Origin of the sequence: Mesorhizobium montanum, from assembly GCF_033977145.1 — a bacterium.
GTDB lineage: Bacteria > Pseudomonadota > Alphaproteobacteria > Rhizobiales > Rhizobiaceae > Mesorhizobium > Mesorhizobium montanum.
Genome location: NZ_JAVIJF010000011.1, coordinates 22,984 through 41,492 on the forward strand (window position 1 = coordinate 22,984; position 18,509 = coordinate 41,492).

The 18,509-nt window shown below is 65.2% G+C and carries 15 protein-coding genes; 5 read left to right on the forward strand and 10 right to left on the reverse strand.

The genetic code is table 11. From position 1 onward, the window contains the following. Nucleotides 1-62: 62 nt before the first annotated feature. The 10 genes from RFM68_RS16140 to RFM68_RS16185 all read right to left on the reverse strand — a co-directional run bounded on the left by RFM68_RS16140 (nucleotide 63) and on the right by RFM68_RS16185 (nucleotide 11,438). Entirely contained in the window at nucleotides 63-875 is an 813-nt protein-coding gene (locus RFM68_RS16140; RefSeq protein ID WP_320233967.1) for an enoyl-CoA hydratase family protein, read from the reverse strand. Beyond that, nucleotides 872-1,336 (reverse strand): MarR family winged helix-turn-helix transcriptional regulator, encoded by a 465-nt coding sequence (locus RFM68_RS16145; protein ID WP_320233968.1) that lies wholly within the window; start codon nucleotides 1,334-1,336, stop codon nucleotides 872-874. Before RFM68_RS16145 ends, RFM68_RS16140 begins: the two co-directional genes overlap by 4 nt. Then, nucleotides 1,330-2,103, reverse strand: a complete 774-nt coding sequence (locus RFM68_RS16150) for an SDR family NAD(P)-dependent oxidoreductase (RefSeq protein WP_320233969.1) — start codon at nucleotides 2,101-2,103, stop codon at nucleotides 1,330-1,332. The genes RFM68_RS16145 and RFM68_RS16150 overlap by 7 nt, the downstream gene beginning before the upstream one ends. Next, a complete protein-coding gene (locus tag RFM68_RS16155; protein ID WP_320233970.1) occupies nucleotides 2,100-4,394 on the reverse strand; it encodes a bifunctional salicylyl-CoA 5-hydroxylase/oxidoreductase in 2,295 nt (764 codons plus the stop codon). Before RFM68_RS16155 ends, RFM68_RS16150 begins: the two co-directional genes overlap by 4 nt. 231 nt (nucleotides 4,395-4,625) lie before the next feature. Beyond that, entirely contained in the window at nucleotides 4,626-5,456 is an 831-nt protein-coding gene (locus RFM68_RS16160) for an ATP-binding cassette domain-containing protein (RefSeq protein WP_320233971.1), read from the reverse strand. Further along, nucleotides 5,449-6,327 (reverse strand): ABC transporter ATP-binding protein, encoded by an 879-nt coding sequence (locus tag RFM68_RS16165; RefSeq protein WP_320233972.1) that lies wholly within the window; start codon nucleotides 6,325-6,327, stop codon nucleotides 5,449-5,451. The genes RFM68_RS16160 and RFM68_RS16165 overlap by 8 nt, the downstream gene beginning before the upstream one ends. Further along, nucleotides 6,324-7,172 carry an ABC transporter permease gene (locus RFM68_RS16170; protein ID WP_320233973.1) on the reverse strand — a complete coding sequence of 283 codons (849 nt, stop codon included), beginning with the start codon at nucleotides 7,170-7,172 and terminating at the stop codon, nucleotides 6,324-6,326. Before RFM68_RS16170 ends, RFM68_RS16165 begins: the two co-directional genes overlap by 4 nt. Further along, complete coding sequence (locus tag RFM68_RS16175; protein ID WP_320233974.1) at nucleotides 7,165-8,172, reverse strand: ABC transporter permease; 1,008 nt, start codon at nucleotides 8,170-8,172, stop codon at nucleotides 7,165-7,167. Before RFM68_RS16175 ends, RFM68_RS16170 begins: the two co-directional genes overlap by 8 nt. 70 nt (nucleotides 8,173-8,242) lie before the next feature. After that, a complete protein-coding gene (locus RFM68_RS16180; RefSeq protein ID WP_320233975.1) occupies nucleotides 8,243-9,769 on the reverse strand; it encodes an ABC transporter substrate-binding protein in 1,527 nt (508 codons plus the stop codon). A gap of 94 nt (nucleotides 9,770-9,863) precedes the next feature. Next, nucleotides 9,864-11,438 carry a phytoene desaturase family protein gene (locus RFM68_RS16185; RefSeq protein ID WP_320233976.1) on the reverse strand — a complete coding sequence of 525 codons (1,575 nt, stop codon included), beginning with the start codon at nucleotides 11,436-11,438 and terminating at the stop codon, nucleotides 9,864-9,866. Between the two features lie 118 nt (nucleotides 11,439-11,556). Between RFM68_RS16185 and RFM68_RS16190 the strand changes: the two genes are divergently transcribed. The 5 genes from RFM68_RS16190 to RFM68_RS16210 all read left to right on the forward strand — a co-directional run bounded on the left by RFM68_RS16190 (nucleotide 11,557) and on the right by RFM68_RS16210 (nucleotide 18,489). Next, nucleotides 11,557-12,348 carry a cyclase family protein gene (locus tag RFM68_RS16190; RefSeq protein ID WP_320233977.1) on the forward strand — a complete coding sequence of 264 codons (792 nt, stop codon included), beginning with the start codon at nucleotides 11,557-11,559 and terminating at the stop codon, nucleotides 12,346-12,348. A gap of 306 nt (nucleotides 12,349-12,654) precedes the next feature. Then, nucleotides 12,655-14,226 carry a phytoene desaturase family protein gene (locus RFM68_RS16195; protein WP_320233978.1) on the forward strand — a complete coding sequence of 524 codons (1,572 nt, stop codon included), beginning with the start codon at nucleotides 12,655-12,657 and terminating at the stop codon, nucleotides 14,224-14,226. Beyond that, nucleotides 14,226-14,708: a MarR family winged helix-turn-helix transcriptional regulator gene (locus RFM68_RS16200; protein ID WP_320217158.1), complete on the forward strand. Its 483-nt coding sequence runs from the start codon at nucleotides 14,226-14,228 to the stop codon at nucleotides 14,706-14,708. Before RFM68_RS16195 ends, RFM68_RS16200 begins: the two co-directional genes overlap by 1 nt. Nucleotides 14,709-14,762: 54 nt before the next feature. Then, complete coding sequence (locus tag RFM68_RS16205; protein ID WP_320233979.1) at nucleotides 14,763-16,916, forward strand: thiamine pyrophosphate-dependent enzyme; 2,154 nt, start codon at nucleotides 14,763-14,765, stop codon at nucleotides 16,914-16,916. Beyond that, on the forward strand, nucleotides 16,909-18,489 hold the full coding sequence (locus tag RFM68_RS16210) for an indolepyruvate oxidoreductase subunit beta family protein (protein WP_320233980.1): 1,581 nt from the start codon (nucleotides 16,909-16,911) through the stop codon (nucleotides 18,487-18,489). The genes RFM68_RS16205 and RFM68_RS16210 overlap by 8 nt, the downstream gene beginning before the upstream one ends. The last annotated feature ends 20 nt before the right edge of the window (nucleotides 18,490-18,509 follow it).

Sequence of the window (18,509 nt, forward strand, 5' to 3'; positions counted from 1 at the left end):
GATGTCCGGCAGGACAGAGGGGGGCGCTGTCCCGCCGGCATCTCAATAGAAGCACCCATCCCTCAATTCCCCTCGAACACCGGTTTTTCCTTCGCCACGAACGCCTGATACGCCCGCTCGAAATCGCCGGTCTGCATGCAGATCGCCTGTGCCTGCGCTTCCGCCTCGATCGCCTGGTCGAGGCCCATCGACCACTCCTGATTGAGCTGCGTCTTGGTGATGCCATGCGCGAAGGTCGGGCCGGAAACGATGCGCTTCGCCATGTCGAGCGCGTCGGCCTCGAGCGCAGCCGCATCGACCAGCCTGTTATAGAACCCCCAGCGCTCGCCTTCGGCGGCGCTCATGGTGCGGCCGGTATAAAGCAGTTCGGCCGCGCGGCCATGGCCGATGATGCGCGGCAGGATCGCGCAGGCGCCCATGTCGCAGCCGGCGAGCCCGACGCGGGTGAACAGGAAGGCGGTCTTTGCCTCGGGCGTGGCGATGCGGATGTCGGAGGCCATGGCGATGATCGCTCCGGCGCCGACGGCCACGCCGTCGACTGCAGCAATGATCGGCTTGCCGCAGTTCAGCATCGCCTTGACGAAGTCGCCGGTCATGCGCGTGAAGGCAAGCAGCGCCTTCATGTCCATCTTAACCAGCGGCCCGATGATGTCGTGGACATCGCCGCCCGAGCAGAAATTGCCGCCATTGGGCAGGAACACCACCGCGTCGACATCCTCGGCATAGACGAGGTCGCGGAATGTGTCGCGCAGCTCGGCATAACTGTCGAAGGTCAGCGGGTTCTTGCGCTCCGGCCGATCGAGCCGGATTCTTGCGACTCGGCCTTCGACCTGCCAGAGGAAGTGCTTCGGCTTGAGCTTGGCCATGGCGCTCATTCGCGTCCCTCCCAATTGCTGCGGAACGATTTCAGCATGCCGGTCAGCCGCCGCGCCTCGTCCTCGCTGACATTGCCGAGCAGTTGGCCGACCCAGCCCTCATGCGCCGCTGCCATCGCGGCGAAGGCCTTCGCACCTTCCTCGGTCAGCCTGACCATTGAAGTGCGGCGGTCGCCATTGCGTCGCGCCCGCGTCACCAGCCCTTCGGAAACGAGCCGATCGACGATGCCCGTCACATTGCCGTTCGACACCAGCAGGAAGCGCGACAGGTCGCTCATCAGCATGCCTTCCGGCGAGCGGTAGAGCGCCGCCATCACGTCGAAGCGCGGCAGCGTGGTGTCGAACTCCTTCTTCAGCCGTTCGCGCAGCTCGGCCTCGATGGTGCGCGAGGCGCGCAGCAGGCGTATCCACAGCCGCAACCTGTCCTTGCCTGGTCCGGCCGATGTAGGCCCCGCTACCATGTCTCGCCTCCGGAAACCGAGATCGCCTGCCCGGTAATGGACCGCGCGGTATCGCTGCAGAGCCACAGCACGGCTGCAGCGACCTCCTCAGGTTGGATGAATCGCCCCTGCGGATTTGTTGCCGTAAGACTGGCGCGTGCCTCATTTGCGGAGCGGCCGGTCTTTTCGACGATGCGCCGGACGGACTCCTCAAGCATCTCGGTCTCGACGAAGCCCGGACAGACGGCGTTCACCGTCACGCCCGACTTTGCGGTCTCGGCGGCCAAAGCGCGCATCAACCCGACGACGCCGTGCTTGGCTGCCACATAGGGCGCCACATAGGCATAACCTTTCAGGCCGGCGGTCGAGGCGACGAAGACAATGCGCCCTTGCTTTCGCGCCAGCATGCCGGGCAACGCCGGCTTCACCGTCAGGAAGGAGCCGGTGAGGTTGACGTCGAGCGTGCGTTGCCAGTCGGCCAGCGAGGTTTTGTGCGCCGGCGCGCTGCCCGCCATCCCGGCATTGGCGACAACGATGTCGAACGGTCCACGCGCGGCTTGCGCCTTCCGGTAGACGTCCGCCATTTCGGCCTCGTTCGTGACATCAGCGGCGAGGCCGAAGATGCGGTCATTCTCCTTCGCGACTTCGGCCAGCGTCATCTCGCGGCGTCCACAGATCGTGACATTCACGCCGGCATCCGCCAGCGATTCCGCGATGGCTTTGCCGACGCCGGAGCCACCGCCTGTGACCAGCGCGTGCTTGCCGATCATTTCCCGCGCGGCGCTCATACCTTGAGCCCCGCTGCCGCTTCGCGCTCGGCCAACCGGTAGATCTGGTCGCGGCCGGGCAGGTAGGGATCGGGCCATTTGACGCCGCGGTCGCCGAGCGTGACTGCCGCATGCAGCGTCCAGTACGGATCGGCAAGATGCGGCCGCGCCAGCGCCACCAGATCGGCGCGGCCGGCCATCAGGATCGAGTTGGCATGATCCGGCTCATAGATGTTGCCGACCGCCATCGTCGCCATGCCGACCTCGTTGCGGATGCGGTCGGAAAACGGCGTCTGGAACATGCGGCCATAGACCGGCTTGGCGGCGATCGAGGTCTGCCCGGCCGAGACGTCGCAAAGGTCGACGCCGGCCTCGTGCAGCATCGTCGCGATCTCGACCGCGTCCGAGGGCGTGACGCCTTCGATGCCGACCCAGTCATTGGCCGAGATGCGCATCGAGATCGGCTTTTCGGCCGGCCACACGGCGCGCACCGCGTGGAAGATCTCCAGAGGATAGCGCATGCGGTTTTTCAGCGAGCCGCCATAGTCGTCGGTGCGGCGATTGGTCAGCGGCGTGATGAAGGCGGAGAGCAGATAGCCATGCGCGGCATGGATCTCCAGCATGTCGAAGCCGCAGCGCTCGGCCATCGCGGCCGAGGCCACGAACTGGTCGCGAACCAGATCCATGTCGGCGCGGTCCATCGCCTTCGGCACCTGGTTCTTCGGCGACCATGGCACGGCCGAAGGCGCCATCACCGGCCAGTTGCCGTAGGTGAGCGGCACGTCCGTTCCTTCCCAGCCCACCCGGGTCGAGCCCTTGGCGCCGGAATGGCCGATCTGGGCGCAGATTTTCGCCTCGGTCTCGGCATGGACGAAATCGACCAGCCGCTTCCAGGCGACCTCATGTTCCGGCTTGTAAAAACCTGGGCATCCAGGCGTGATGCGCCCCTCGGGGCTGACGCAGGTCATCTCGATATAGAGAAGGCCGGCGCCGCCCTTGGCGCGCTCGGCATAGTGGGAAAAATGCCAGTCGGTCGGGCATCCATCGACCGCCTTGTACTGCGCCATCGGCGAAACGACGATGCGGTTGGCAAGCGTCATGTCGCGCAGTTTGAACGGCGCGAACATCGGTGCACGCCGCAGCATGTTGCCGCCCGCGCCGGCCTTGCGCTGGAACCACTCCTCGGCGCCCGCCAGCCATTCCGCGTCGCGTAGCCTCAGGTTCTCGTGGCTGATGCGCTGCGAGCGGGTGAGCAGCGAATAGTTGAACTGAACTGGATCAAGGCCGAGATATCGTTCGACTTCCTCGAACCATTCCAGCGAATTGCGCGCCGCCGACTGCAGCTTCAGCACCTCGGTGCGCCGCGCATCCTCATACTTGCGGAAGGCGGCCTCGAGATCAGATTCGGACTCGACATAATCGGCAAGCGCCACCGCGCTTTCCAGCGCCAGCTTGGTGCCGGAGCCGATCGAAAAATGCGCTGAAGCCGCCGCGTCGCCCATCAGCGCCAGGTTCTTGTAGGACCAGCGCTCGCAAAGCACGCGCGGGAAGTTGATCCAGGCCGACCCGCGAATGTGGTTGGCGTTGGTCATCAGCGGATGGCCGCCGAGATGCTTTTCGAAGATGCGCTCGCAGACAGCGATCGAGTCCTGCTGCGTCATCTGGCCGAAGCCGAACGCAGCCCAAGTCTGCTCGCTGCATTCGACGATGAAGGTCGCCGTCTCGCTGTCGAATTGGTAGGCATGCGCCCACACCCAGCCGTGCTGCGTCTTCTCGAAGATGAAGGTGAAGGCATCGTCGAATTTCTGCGTCGTGCCGAGCCACACGAACTTGCATTTGCGGGTGTCGATGTCGGGCTTGAAGATATCGGCGAAGGTGGCCCGCGACTTCGAGTTCAGCCCGTCGGCCGCGACCACCAGGTCATGCGTTTCCATGAACGATCGCGGATCGGAGATATCGGTCTCGAACGCCAGCTTGATGCCGAGCTCACGCGCCCGTCGCTGCAGCAGGATCAACAGGCGCTTGCGGCCGATGCCGCAGAAGCCATGGCCGGAAGATACCGTGCGCACACCGTCATGGATGACCGCGATATCGTCCCAGTATGCGAAATGCTTCTTGATCCAGACGGCGCTGACCGGGTCGTTCCTGGTCAGGTTCTCCAGCGTCTCCGCCGAAAGCACCACGCCCCAGCCGAACGTATCGTCCGGGCGGTTGCGCTCATAGACCGTCACCTCATGCGCGGCGTCGCGCAGCTTCAGCGAGATGGCGAAGTAGAGTCCGGCCGGTCCGCCGCCGAGAACCGCAACCTTCATGTCTTGCGATCTCCTCTAGAGCAATTCCAGGAAAAGTGCGTAGCGGTTTTCCGTCCGGAATTGCGTAAAACGCTCAAGGGTATCCGGAACCGCCGGCATGGCTGGCGGTTCCGATTGTCAGTATTGCGCCCACGGGCAATTATTTCAAGCTTAAAGTTTTATAATTGAACGATGGTCAGGCGCTTGGCGGATCGGAGTCCGCTGATCGGCGCGCGGATAGTCAAACCCTCCTCATGCAGGAGCTTTCGCTGGCGGCCGTAACCAGTCCGGATCGATCTCCGGCAGCGGAATGGCGGCGAGCAGGTCGCGCGTGTAGCTCTCCTTCGGATTCTCGAAAAGCGCGTCGGTGGCGCTGGCCTCGACGATCCTGCCTTCGCGCATGACAATGACCTGCTGGCAAAGCCGCCGGATCACCGACAGATCGTGGCTGATGAAGGCGACCGTCAGCCCCATCTCGGCGGCGAGCTTTTCCAGCAGCGTCAGGATTTGCGCCTGCGTGGAGACGTCGAGGCCGGAGACGATCTCGTCGGCGAGCACGAATTTCGGCGACAGCGCCAACGCCCTGGCGATGCCGACGCGTTGCCGCTGGCCGCCCGAGAGCTCGTGGCGGTAGCGGCTGGCAAAATTTTGCGGCAGGCCGACGCGCTGCAGGGCTTCCGCGACGCGCTCCTTCAGCCTGTCGCCAAGTCCGTTCTGCCTCAGCGGCGCGGCAATGATGGTGAAGATCATATGCCGCGGATTGAGCGAGGACATCGGGTCCTGGAAGATCATCTGCAGGTCGCGCCGCAGCGGCCGAAGCTCAGCTTCCGAAAGTTGACTGACGTCGCGCCCCTCGAAGTGGATCGAGCCGGCGCTCGGAGCGATCAGCCGCACCAGCGCGCGGCCGAGCGTCGACTTGCCCGAGCCGGACTCGCCGACGATACCGGTCACGGATCCCTTCGGCAGGTCGAAGTCCAGCCCCTTGAGGATCTCGGCCAGCGGCGCGCGGCCGATCAGCGGCTTGCGCGTCATGTCGGGCAGCGCCACTTTCAGCCCGCGTACGGAAAACAGTGGCTCAGCCATGGCTGGGCCTCCATGCCTGGTCGGCCGCCGCGATCTCGGCAGCCAGCCCCGCAAGGACGCTCTCGTCCACCGGCTTCAGGGAGGCGTAGGGGTCGGTGTAGCGCGGCGTCGCCGCGATCAGCGCCCGCGTATAGGGATGCTGGGGTGCGGCGAAGAGCTGAGCGGTGTCGGCCTCCTCGACCACCTTGCCGGCATAGAGCACCGACACTTTCTGGCTGATCTTGGCGACGACGCCGAGGTCATGGGTGACGAACAGGATCGCCGTGCCGTGGTCGCGCTGCAGCTGCGCGATCAACCGCAGGATCTGCTTCTGCACCGTCACGTCCAGCGCCGTCGTCGGCTCGTCGGCGACGATCAATCTCGGTTCCGCCGCGAAGGCGGCAGCGATCAGCGCACGCTGGCGCATGCCGCCGGACAATTCGTGCGGATAGCTTTTCAGCACGCGCTCCGGGTCGCGGATCTGCACCTCGTCGAGCAATTGCCGGATGCGCTTGTCGGCTCTCTCGCCGCTCCAGCCAAGGATGCGGATCAACCTGTCGGTCATCTGCGAGCCGATGCGGCGCGACGGGTTGAGCGCGGTCAGCGGGTCCTGCGGGATCAGCGCCGTGCGGGCGCCGATCAGTTTCCGCCGCGCCTTTTCGTCGAGCCGGCCGAGATCCTCGCCCTCGATCAGCATCTCGCCTTCAACGACGCGCACGCTTTTCGGCAGCACGCCGAGCACCGCCTTGCCGATCATCGTCTTGCCGGCGCCGCTTTCGCCGACCAGGGCGCGCACCTCGCCGGGCTGCACGGCAAGCGACACCGACCGCAGCACACGCTGACCGTTGGGCAGCACGGCGCTCAAGCGGCGGATGTCGAGGCACGCACTCATCGCAGCACCGGATCGAAGCGCGCCTTCAGCGCTTCGCCGAACTGGCTGAAGGAAAGCACGGTGAGGATTAAAGTTGTCAGCGGAAACACCAGCACCCACCAGGCCTGATGGATCGACAGCCGTCCCTCGGCGATGATGCTGCCCCAGGTCGGATCGTCGGTCGAGATCGACAAATTGACGAACGACAGGATCGCCTCGACGATCACGGCGATTCCCATTTCGAGCGACAGCAGCGCCACCACCGACGGCAGCACATTGGGCAGCACTTCGCGCAGCATGATGCCGGTGCGGCCATAGCCGGCGATGCGCGCGCTTTCGACATAATCCATGCGCGCCTGGCTCATCGCCTCGGCGCGGATCACCCGGCAGAAGCGCGTCCAGTCGATGATCGCGATGGCAAGGATGACGGAGCTGAGACCGGTGCCCAGCACCGCCACCAGCAGGATCGCGAACAGCACCGGCGGGAAGGCCATCCAGACATCGACGATGCGCGAGATGATGCGGTCTGGCCAGCCGCCGAAATAGCCGGCAATCAGCCCGAGCGCCGAGCCGAGAAGGCAGGCGGACGTCGCCGCCGCGAAGGCGACGATGAAGGCGATGCGGCCGCCGAAGATCAGCCGCGACAACAGATCCCTGCCGAGGCTATCGGTGCCCAGCCAATAGCCGGGCTCGGCGCCGTCCAGCCAGAAAGGCGGCAGCCGCTCCAGCATTAGGTCCTGCGCCAGCGGGTCCTGCGGCGCAACCAGCGGCGCGAAGATCGCCGCCAGCAGAGCCAGCAGAAGCCAGCCGCCGGCCAGCCACAGCCTCGGGCTCAAGCCGCGTCGCGGGGTGCGCGCCTCATCCATGGCGCAGCCTCGGATTGAGCAGCGCATACATCATGTCGACGGCGAGATTGATCAGCACGAAGAGCAGCGCGAACACCAGGACGATGCCCTGGATCAGCGGCAGGTCACGGTTGATCACGGCGTCGATCGCCATGTTGCCGAGCCCCTCATAGGAGAACAGCCGCTCGACGATGACGGTGCCGCCGATCAGGAAGGTGAACTGCACGCCGACCAGCGTCAGCGTCGGCAGCGCCGCGTTCTTCAGGGCCTCGCGCAGGATGACCTGCGTCTCCGAAAAACCTTTGACACGCGCCAGCACCACATAATCGAGATCGAGCACTTCCTTCAGCGACTGTTTGAGCAATTGGGCGATGATCGCCGCCAGCGGCAGCGCCAAGGCCACGGCCGGCATCAGCATGTGCTTCAGCAGATCCCAGATGAGATCGAAGCGGAGCCTGAGGATACTCTCCACGAGATAGAACTGGGTGGCGAAAGGCAGGTCGAGCTGCGGCGATACGCGGCCTGAAATGTCGAAGACAGGCACCAGCACGCCGAACAGCAGGATCAGCACCAGGCCCCACAGGAAATCGGGGATGGAGAGCGTCGCGCCGCTGGCGATGTCGATGCCGGCCTCGACCGCCGTGCCGCGCGAGCGCGCGCCGAGGATCGCGGCCGCGCCGCCGATCGCGATCGCCATCAGAAGCGCGACGGTGGCAAGCTCCAGCGTCGCCGGCAACCGGTTGAAGACAAGGCCGAGCACATCCTGGCGCAGCGAGATCGAGGTGCCGAAATCGCCGTGCAGCACGCCGCCCAGCCAGATGAGGAACTGCTGCACGATGCTTTTGTCGAGCCCATAAAGCGCCCGCAGCCGCGCGATGTCGTCATTGCTGGCGCCGGGCGGCAACATCATGGCGATCGGGTCGCCCGGCGCGACGCGGATGACGACGAAGACGACGATGGCGACGCCGAACAGCGTCACCAGCATCGTCACCAGACGAACGAGGAATCTCTGCAGCAGCATGCGCCCATATGCCCGGATGAAAATGCGCGCCGTCTTGCGAACGGCGCGCGCGGCAATCCTAGGCCGGTGATCAGGCCGGGGTCATCAACGCCGGCAGCAGCGCGCCGGACACATGCTGCACGACATTGACCTTCTTCGAATGCACGATCGGCTGCGCATACTGCATCAGCGGCAACACATAGGCCTGCTCGGCGATGTATTTGTCTACGGCCTTCCAGCCCGCGATGCGCTTGGCCTCGTCCTTCTCGCCCCACAGCGGGTTGATCATGTCGATCAGGTCCTGGCTGTCCCAAACCGAATGCGGGCTCGGCCCGTACATGGCAAAGCCGGTCGAGGTGGTCGGGTCGCCGATGGAGTTGCCCCAATTGTAGAAGGCGGCCGGCGCCAGCTTGTCGGCGGCGCGCAGTTCGTAGTGCTTGGCGATCTCGTAGACCTCGATATTGGCCTCGATGCCGACCTTGCGCCACATGCCGACGATCGCCTGGATCATCTCATAGTCCTTGGGCTTGAAGCCCTTGGTCGTCTGTATGGTGAACTTGACCGGCTTCTTCGGCGAGTAGCCGGAAGCGGCAAGCAGTTCCTTGGCCTTTTCCGCATTGTGCTCGACCTTGATCGAGGCGTCGAAGGCCGTGTATTCGGGCGTCTCCAGCGTCGAGATCGGCTGGCCGTAGCCACGCAACAGCCGCTTGACCAGCAGTTCCTTGTCCACCGCCATCACCGCCGCCTGGCGGACGTTCTTGTCCAGCATCGCCTCGATGTCGTTGAAGAAGATCATGCCGATGTCGGAGACGTTCTTGATCGAGCCGGCCAGCCCGTCCTTGGCGATAAGCCGGTCATATTCCTCATAAGGGATTTCGAGCGTCACCTGCGAGGAGCCGGACTCGATCTCGGCGACGCGGCTTGCCGCGTCGGTGACGAATTTGATCGTCACATTCTCGAAGGCCGGCTTGGCGCCCCAGTAGTTCGGATTGGCTTTCAGCCGCAGGAAGGCGTTGCGCTCGAACTTCTCGACCATATAGGGACCGGTGCCGATCGGTGCCTTCTCGAAACCTTCGGTGCCGACCTTCTCGTAATAGGCCTTCGGCATGATGTAGCCGGTCAGGAAAGACATCCACTTGAAATAGACCGGGTCGAACTGCACGACGTCGCCGGTGATCTTGTTGCCGTTGATCTTGAAGTTGCTGACGTTCTTCCAGACGAACTGGATCGGATTGCCGGTCTTCTCGTCGCCCGCCCGCTGCAGCGACCAGACAACATCCTCGGCGGTGAAGGGCGAGCCGTCATGCCATTTCACGCCGTCGCGCACCGTCATCGTCACCTTGCTGCGGTCCTCGTTCCAGCCCCATTCGGTGAGCAGGCCGGGCGCGAAGGAGAGGTCCGGCTTCTGGCCGATGATCTGGTCGAACACTGATTGATAGAGGCCCTGGATGGTCGGGTTGACGGCCGAAGGTCCGGTCGTCGGGTCCCAGGACGGCAGGTTGACGTTATAGGCGATGGTGAGTTCGTCTGCTGCCTTCGCCGCCCTCGGCAGCCCAAGCGTCGCCGCGCCGATCGCCGCCGCGCTGTATCCGAGCAAGTCGCGTCTGTTGATGGTCATGGTCGTTCCCCTTGTTGGTTGTCATTTGTGCGCGCGCGGCGGTTTTTTCATTCGTAGGTCTGGTGGGCAACCGCGCCTTGTCCATCCTGGAATTCTAGTTCCCTCCCAGCTGTTGGGCGAGCATGAAGCCGGAGCCTGCGCCCGTGCCGGCGCCGGGCCATGTAGCGGCGCCGGTGAGGTAGAGGTTGGCGACCGGCGTGTTCCAGCGCGCGAAGGAGCGGGCCGGGCGGAAGAGGAAATTCTGCGCCAGATGGTGGCTGCCGCAGATCTGGTCGCCGCCGACGAGGTTCGGGTTCTCGCGCTCGAGATCGAGCGGCGAGAATATCGCGTGGCCAAGGATCCTCTGCCTCAATCCCGGCGCGTAACTCTCGATGATGTCGAGCGCGCGTTCGGCATAGGCGTCCTTGACCGCATCCCAGTGGCCCGTCGAGATCTTGCCCGCGGCATCGCCGAGGATATCGGCGGGCAGCATGCGTACCTGCACCCACAGCACGTGCTTGCCTTCCGGCGCACGCGAGGGATCGACGGTCGTCGGCTGGCCGACTACCAGAACCGGTTGGTCCGGCAGCATGCCGGCCATCGCCTGCTGGTAAGTGCGCGACATGGCGTCGAGCGAGGGCGCCAGATGCACATAGGCAAACTGGCGAAGTTCGGCTCCGGCGCTCCAGTCCGGCAGGTCGTCGAGGGCCAGGTGGATCATCATCGTGCCCGGCGCATGGCGGAATTTCTTCATCGCGACGTCGAAACCGGCGTCGCCGGAGCCATTGGGCAAGAGCTTGCCCGGTAGCGCTTTCGGCGCGACGCCGGCAATGACCGCCTTGCGCGCGACATGGGTTTCGCCGGAAGCCAGCCGCACCCCGCTCGCCTTCCCGCCGGTGGCCGTGATCTCGGCGACTTCAGCGCCGGTCGTGATCTGGCCGCCGGCCGCCGTCACCATGCCGGCCAGCGCGCGGATGACGGTGTCGGCGCCGCCCTTGCCCAGCACCATGCCGAAGCTCTGGTTGGCCATCGATTCCAGGTAGGGGAACACGGCGCCACCGGCGATGTCGGGCGCGAAGTCGAGATGCATGCCCCAGGCCGCGAGCGTCGTGCGCACATGCGGCGTCTCGAAATTCTCTTCCAGCCAGGCGCGGGGCGAAGAGAGAAGCAGCCGTCCCGTATCGAGCGCGCCGGCCAAGCCCTTCTTGCGCCACAGGTTCCAACCCGTGCGGGCCAGCGCCCTTGCGCTCATCGGCGAACCCAGCAGGCGGAACAGATGTTCGGCTTCACCCGGGAAGGCGTCGACCAGGTGACGCCATGTGGCGGCGTCGGCAGACGAAAAGGCGGCCAGGCGGGAAGCGGTCTTTTCCAGGTCGTTGCTGACGCCGAACCATTTCCTGTCCGGGAAGGCGCTGGCGAAACAGTCGGCCACGGGTGCGAATTCCAGCCCGTGGGTTTTCAATTCATTTGCATATTTCCGGTGGAAGGCGGAGCCGGCAAACAGGCTCAGATTCATCGCTCCGAAATCGTGCCGGAAGCCTGGAAGCGTGTATTCGGCGGTTCTTACCGCGCCGCCGATCGTCTGGCTGCGCTCGAAAACCGCGATTTTCCAGCCTTTGAGCGCCAGATGCGCGGCGCATGCCAGACTGTTATGGCCTGCCCCGACAAAGATGGCGTCGAACTCACTCACGCCCCGCCCCAAAATGCTTTATGCTTAAAGATAATTGCAGATGCATATGTTTTCGTCTAGTAGGATATTAAGGGCCGCAACGAGCCTTGATCGTCACGAACAAGAGGGAACGAAGACAATGGACACGCAAGAACTCCTCGGCGAGGTCGCCGGCCAGCTGCTCTCGGGCGCTATAAGGGTGGTCGACCTGTCGGCGCCGCTCGGCCCCGATACGCCGCTGATCAAGCTGCCGCCGGAACTCGCCGTCGATACGCCGAAGGTCGAGATCCATCAGATCTCCAAATATGACAAGAACGGCCCTTGGTGGGCCTGGAACTGGCTGAAGCTCGGCGAGCATTCGGGCACGCATTTCGACGCGCCACAGCACTGGATCACCGGCAAGGACTATCCGGACGGCGCCACCGACACCATTCCGGCGCAGAATTTCGTCGGCCCGGTCAACGTCATCGACTGCTCAATGGAATCGGCCGCCGATCACGACTTCCTCCTCACCGTCGAATACATCAAGGCCTGGGAAGCCAAGCACGGCGCCATCAATCCCGGCGAATGGGTGGTGATGCGCACCGACTGGTACAAGCGCAATGGCTCGGAGGCCGAGTTCCTCAACGCCAACGAGACCGGCCCACACACGCCCGGCCCGACGGCGGAAGCCATCCAGTTCCTGATCGGCAAGGACATCAAGGGCTGGGGCAGCGAGACGATCGGCACCGATGCCGGCAAGGCCGGCGGCATGGAGCCGCCATTCCCGGCGCACACGCTGATGCACAAGGCCAATCGCTATGGCCTCGCCAGCCTCTGCAACCTCGACCAGCTGCCGCCGAAAGGCGCGATCCTGATCGCAGCGCCCCTCAAGATCGAGCACGGCACCGGCAGCCCGATCCGCGCGCTGGCGCTGGTGCCGGGCAAATAGGCGAGGCGGCGGTCTTCGGGAGAAGATCATGTTCGCAGGTGATGGAGCGATGACAGCGAGAGGGCGGCAGTCTGGCAAGGCCAGCGCTCTACGGCGCCCCCCTCTGTCCTGCCGGACATCTCCCCCTCAAGGGGGGAGATTGGCCGCTTCCGCGCCCCGCTCAATCCTGCAACGTCGACAATTGGCGAAAGTCGCGATGACGGCTGATCTCCCCCCTAGAGGGGGAGATGTCCGGCAGGACAGAGGGGGGCGCGAAGGAACTCGACTTTGCACGATTGACGACCATTTCTCGACCGCGGGCATGCAATGACCGCCCCCGATCACATCATCGTCGGCAGCGGCATCAACGCCCTGGTCTGCGCGGCGATGCTTGGCGCCAAGGGCGCCAAGGTGCTGGTGCTCGAGCGCAACGACCGCATCGGCGGCTGCATGCGCACCGAGGAAATCACGGTGCCTGGCTTCGTCCACGATGTGATGGCGACGACCTTCGTTCTGTTCATCACTTCGCCGGCCTTTGCGGCACTCGGCAAGGACCTTGCGCGGCACGGGCTGGAGTTCTGCCACACCGCCACGCCGACCGGCGTCCTCAGGCCCGATGGCAGCCATGCCGTGCTCACCACCGACCGCGCCGCCAACATCGCGGCGCTGAACGCGATAGCTTCCGGCGACGGCGACAGCCACGGCGGCGATGTCGGCGATATCGAGCGCAATGCGGGGCTGCTGTTCGGGCTGCTCGGCGGCGCGCTCTGGTCCTATCCGACGACCAAGTTGCTGGCCGGCGCGGCCTGGCGGCGCGGTCCGCGCGACCTTGCCGCCTTCATGGGCGAGGCGCTGGTGCCCGCGCGGGGCTGGCTGGAAACGAGTTATACTTCGGACACGGTCCGCGCGCTCTGGGCGCCCTGGGTGCTGCATGCCGGGCTCGGACCGGAAGACGCCTGCTCCGGCCAGATCGCCAAGGTCATTGCCTTCGCGCTGGAGGCGGCCGGTGCGCCGATCGTCAAGGGCGGCGCCAGCAACCTGCTCGCAGCCTTCGAGGCGCTGATCAGGGAACGCGGCGGCAAGATCCGCGTCAGCGCCGATGTCGCCTCGATCGTCCAGGCAGGTGGCCGCGCCTTTGGCGTGCGGCTCGCCTCCGGCGAAACCCTGAACGCCAAAAAGAGCGTGATCTGCTCGGTCACGCCGACGCAGCTCTATGGCCGCCTGCTCGACAGGGATGCGCCCGAGGCGGCAGCCAAAGCCACGCAGTCCTATCGTTACGGCAAAGGCAACTTCCAGATCCACTACGCGCTCGATAAGCCACCGGCCTGGCGCGGCGCGGGCCTCGACAAGGTGGCGTTGCTGCATCTGACGCCGGGGTTGGACGGTGTGTCGAAAGCCTGCAACGAAGCGCTGCGCGGCCTGCTGCCGGAAGCGCCGACTATCTGCGTCGGCCAGCCGCACGCGCTCGACCCATCGCGCTGTCCGCAAGGCAAGGCGATCCTGTGGCTGCAACTGCCGGAGGCGCCGCGCCACATCAAAGGCGATGCCGCGGGCAAGCTCGAGGTTCCGGCCGACGGCCGCTGGAGCGAGGCGCTGCGCGAGGCCTATGCCGATCGTGTCGAGGCGATCCTCGCCCACCATATCGACGGTTTTCGCGACACCATAATCGCGCGCCGCGCCTATTCGCCGGCCGATCTGGAAGCGATGAACATCAACCTGGTCGGCGGCGATCCTTATGGCGGCTCGTCGACCATCGACCAATCTTTCCTGTGGCGGCCGTTCAAGGCCAGCCGCAACCACGAGACCGGCATCAAGGGCCTCTACCACATCGGCGCCTCGACCCATCCGGGCGCCGGCCTTGGCGGCGGCTCCGGCTTCCTTTTGGCGGGGAGGCTCTGATGGAACAGAAGCTTCCCGAAAAGCGCCAACGCATCTCGACCCTCGGCCAGATCGGCCTGCAGCAATTCGCGCCCTATCTGATGAACCGCATCATGGGCCGCTACAACGCCACGCTGCGCGAGGATTTTCGCAAGCAGGGCCTGACCATCCCGCAGGTGCGCACGCTGGCCGTGCTCTCGGTCACCGACGGCGTCACCGTCAACGATCTCTCGGTCTACACGGTGATCGAGCAGTCGACCTTGAGCCGCACGCTGGATACGCTTGAAGGCCAGGGCCTGGTGCGGCGCGAGCAGGGCGTCACCGACAGCCGCTTCCGCCATGTTTTTCTGACCGATGACGGCCGCGCCCTTTTCACGCGCGCCTGGCCTGCCATGCACGACGCCTTCGAGGCGATGTTCGACGATGTCGACGATGCCGAATACGCCGCGCTGATCGCGACGCTGCAAAAAATGCTGAAGAACATCCGCAAGCACGAAATCTAGATATACGCGCCGCCCCCGATGGCAACGGGAAGGCGGCAACGAAAGGAGGCAGAGATGGCCGAACGGTCTTTTGCCAAGGAAGTCGAAAAGCTGAGGCTCGGTGCCGGCGAGGAATTCGCCGGCGAGGGCATCCTCGCCATCACCAAGGCGTTGCTGCAATGCGGCGTCGGCTATGTTGGCGGCTACCAGGGCGCGCCGATCAGCCATCTGATGGACGTGCTGGCCGACGCGCAGGCTATTCTGGGTGAGCTCGGCGTGCATTTCGAGGCCAGCGCCTCGGAGGCGACCGCCACCGCCATGCTTGCCGCATCCGTGCACTACCCGATCCGGGGTGCCGCGACCTTCAAGTCGACGGTCGGTACCAACGTCGCTTCCGACGCGTTGGCCAATCTCGCGTCGGGCGGAGTCACCGGCGGCGCGCTGATCATCGTCGGCGAGGACTATGGCGAAGGCTCCTCCATCATGCAGGAGCGTAGCCACGCCTTCGCCATGAAGAGCCAGGTCTGGCTGCTCGACCCGCGCCCGAACCTGCCCTCCATCGTCAAGGCGGTCGAGGACGGCTTCGAACTGTCGGAAATCTCCAACACGCCGGTGATGCTGCAGGTGCGCATCCGCTGCTGCCATGTGCATGGCCACTTCATCGCCAAGGACAACAAGCGCCCGCCAATGACGGTCGCCGATGCGCTGGAGGCGCCGCGCCGCGACACCGGCCGCATCGTGCTGCCGCCTGCCTCCTTCCTGCATGAGAAGGAGAAGGTCGCCAAGCGCTGGCCGGCGGCGGTCGATTTCATCAAGAGCCGCAAGATCAACGAGATATTCGGATCGGACCACGGCTCGGTCGGCATCGTCATGCAGGGTGGCATGTACAATTCCGTCATCCGCGCGCTGCAGCGGCTCGGCCTCGCCGACACCTATGGCGACACCGACGTGCCGCTTTATGTGCTGAACGCCGTCTACCCGCTGGTCGATGACGAGTTCCTTTCCTTCTGCGAGGGCAAGCAGGCGGTGCTGGTCGTTGAGGAAGGCCAGCCCAATTATATCGAGCAGGCTTTTGCCGCGATGCTGCACAAGGCGGGGCGCGGCACCAGGCTGGTTGGCAAGGAACATCTGCCGATGGCCGGCGAATATACCGGGCAGGTGATGCTCGACGGCATCGGCTCCTTCCTGCGCGCCAACGCCCCGCATCTGCTGCCGGGCGAGGTCCGCGCGCCGAACAAGCTGGGCGAGGGCGTCGACACCGCCGACCTCATCAATGTCGTGCCCGGCCGGCCGCCGGGCTTTTGCATAGGTTGCCCCGAGCGGCCGATCTTCGCCGCAACCAAACTGGTCGAGCAGGAGCTCGGCAAGCACCACATCGCTTCCGACATCGGCTGCCATCTGTTCTCGATCATGCCGCCCTTCGAGCTCGGCGCCACCACCATGGGTTACGGACTGGGGCCGGCGTCGGCTTCGGCTTTCAACTCGCCCGATGCAAAACGCCGTTCGATTTCCTTCGTCGGCGACGGCGGCTTCTGGCACAACGGCCTGAGCTCTTCGATCGGCAACGCCGTCTTCAACAAGAATGACGGCGTCATCGTCATCGTCGACAATTTCTATTCCGCCGCCACCGGCGGCCAGGACATCCTGTCCTCGCGCGCCTCGAACCGGACGAAGTCGACCAGGCATCCGATCGATGAAGCGGTGAAAGGCATGGGCGTCAAATGGCTGCGCCACATCGACCGCACCTATGATGTAGGCAAGATTCGCGCCGCGCTGCGCGAGGCGCTGACGACAGAGGAGAAGGGGCCGAAGGTCATCGTCGCCTCCTCCGAATGCATGCTGAACCGCCAGCGCCGCGAGAAGCCGCTGGTCGACAAGGCGATCAAGGGTGGGACAAGGGTAGTCAAGCCGAAGTTCGGCGTCGACGAGGACATCTGCACTGGCGACCATGCCTGCATGCGGCTTTCCGGCTGCCCGTCGCTGTCGGTGAAGTCGCTCGACGATCCGCTGCGCGACGACCCCGTCGCCTCGATCGACCAGAACTGCGTCGGCTGCGGCAATTGCGGCGAGGTGGCGGATGCCGCCGTGCTCTGCCCGTCCTTCTACCGCGCCGACGTCGTCCACAATCCCGGACGCTGGGACCGTTTCCTCGAAAGCGCCCGCCGCGCCGTGATCGGTCTCTTGCAGCGGCGCCGCGAAAGCCGCCGCCTGATGTTCGCCGATGCTTGACCAGGCTTCTCCACTGCGCCCGAAGGCGGGCGCCCATGACGACGAGCGCGTCATCAAGCTTGCCGTGCTCGCGGTCGGCGGCCAGGGCGGCGGCGTGCTCGCCGACTGGATCACCGACGTCGCCGAGCGCAACGGCTATATCGCGCAGTCGACATCCGTGGCCGGCGTCGCCCAGCGCACCGGCGCCACGATCTATTATATCGAGATGGCCCGAGACACCGGCCGCCTGCCGGTCTTCGCACTGTCGCCCTCGCAAGGCGATGTCGACATATTGATCGCCGCAGAGCTGATGGAAGCCGGCCGCGCCATCATCCGCGGCTTCGTCACGCCCGAGCGCACGACGCTGATTGCTTCCTCGCACCGCATCGCCGCCGTCTCGGAAAAGATCGAGCCCGGCGACGGCCGCGCCTCGTCGGACAAGGTGCACGCAACGGCGCAGGCGGCCGCGAAACGCTTCATCGCCTTCGATATGGAGCGGATCGCCGCCGACAACGGCACCATGATTTCTGCCAGCCTGCTCGGCGCGCTGGCCGGCTCCGGTGCGTTGCCCTTCACCCGCGAGAGCTATGAGCAGGCGGTCAGTGCCGGCGGCCGTGGCGTCAAGGCGAGCCTCGCCGCCTTCGGCGCGGCTTACGACCGCGCGTGCGGCATCGCGACAGCGCCGGCTGGCGCGAGGGCAGTCGCGAAACCTGCCGCTGCCGAGTCAACGGCGAAGGTCAGTGGGCCGGAAACTCTGCTGAAGGGCTGGCAGGAGCTTGCCGCCCGCGTCGCTGCGCTGCCGGTGCCAGCGCGCGACATGGCGGAACGCGGCCTGAAGAAGGTCGTCGACTACCAGGACATCGCCTATGGCGGCGAATATCTCGACCGGCTGGACAAGGCGGTCGCGCTGGACGGTGCGGAGCGCGGCTACGCGCTGTCGATCGCTGCCGCGAAACATCTGGCCAACGCCATGTGCTACGACGACATGATCCGCGTCGCCGATCTGAAGACGCGTTCGACCCGCGACAGCCGCGTGCGCAGGGAGGTCGGCGTCAAGGAAGGCTCGGTCCTCCAGGTGACCGAATATTTCCATCCGCGCATCGAGGAATTCTGCGGCACGCTGCCGGTGGGGCTCGGCAGCTATATCGAGAACCGGCCGAGGCTCGCCGCTTTCCTCGACCGCCGCATCAATCGCGGCCGCCGCATCCGCACCGACAGTTTTACCGGCTTCGCCATGCTCTGGCTCATCGGCGGCCTGCGCCGCTGGCGCCGCCGCCTGCTGCGTCACAGGATAGAGGTCGAGCATCTGGAGCGCTGGTACGGCCTGGCGCTTGGCTATGTGCCGCAAGATTGCGCGCTTGCGACCGAAATCCTGAACTGCCGTCGCCTGATCAAGGGCTACAGCGACACCCACGCCCGCGCCCAGTCGAAATTCGACCGCGTGCTCTCGGCGCTCGCCATGCTCGAGGGCCGTGAAGACGCCGCCGACTGGCTCCGCCGCCTGCGCGAGGCGGCGCTGAAGGACGAGAAGGGCGACATGCTGGACGGCGCGCTGAAGACCGTGGCGACGCTTGGCGATAGCACCGCCCGCTAACGAACATGTGATCCATCCCG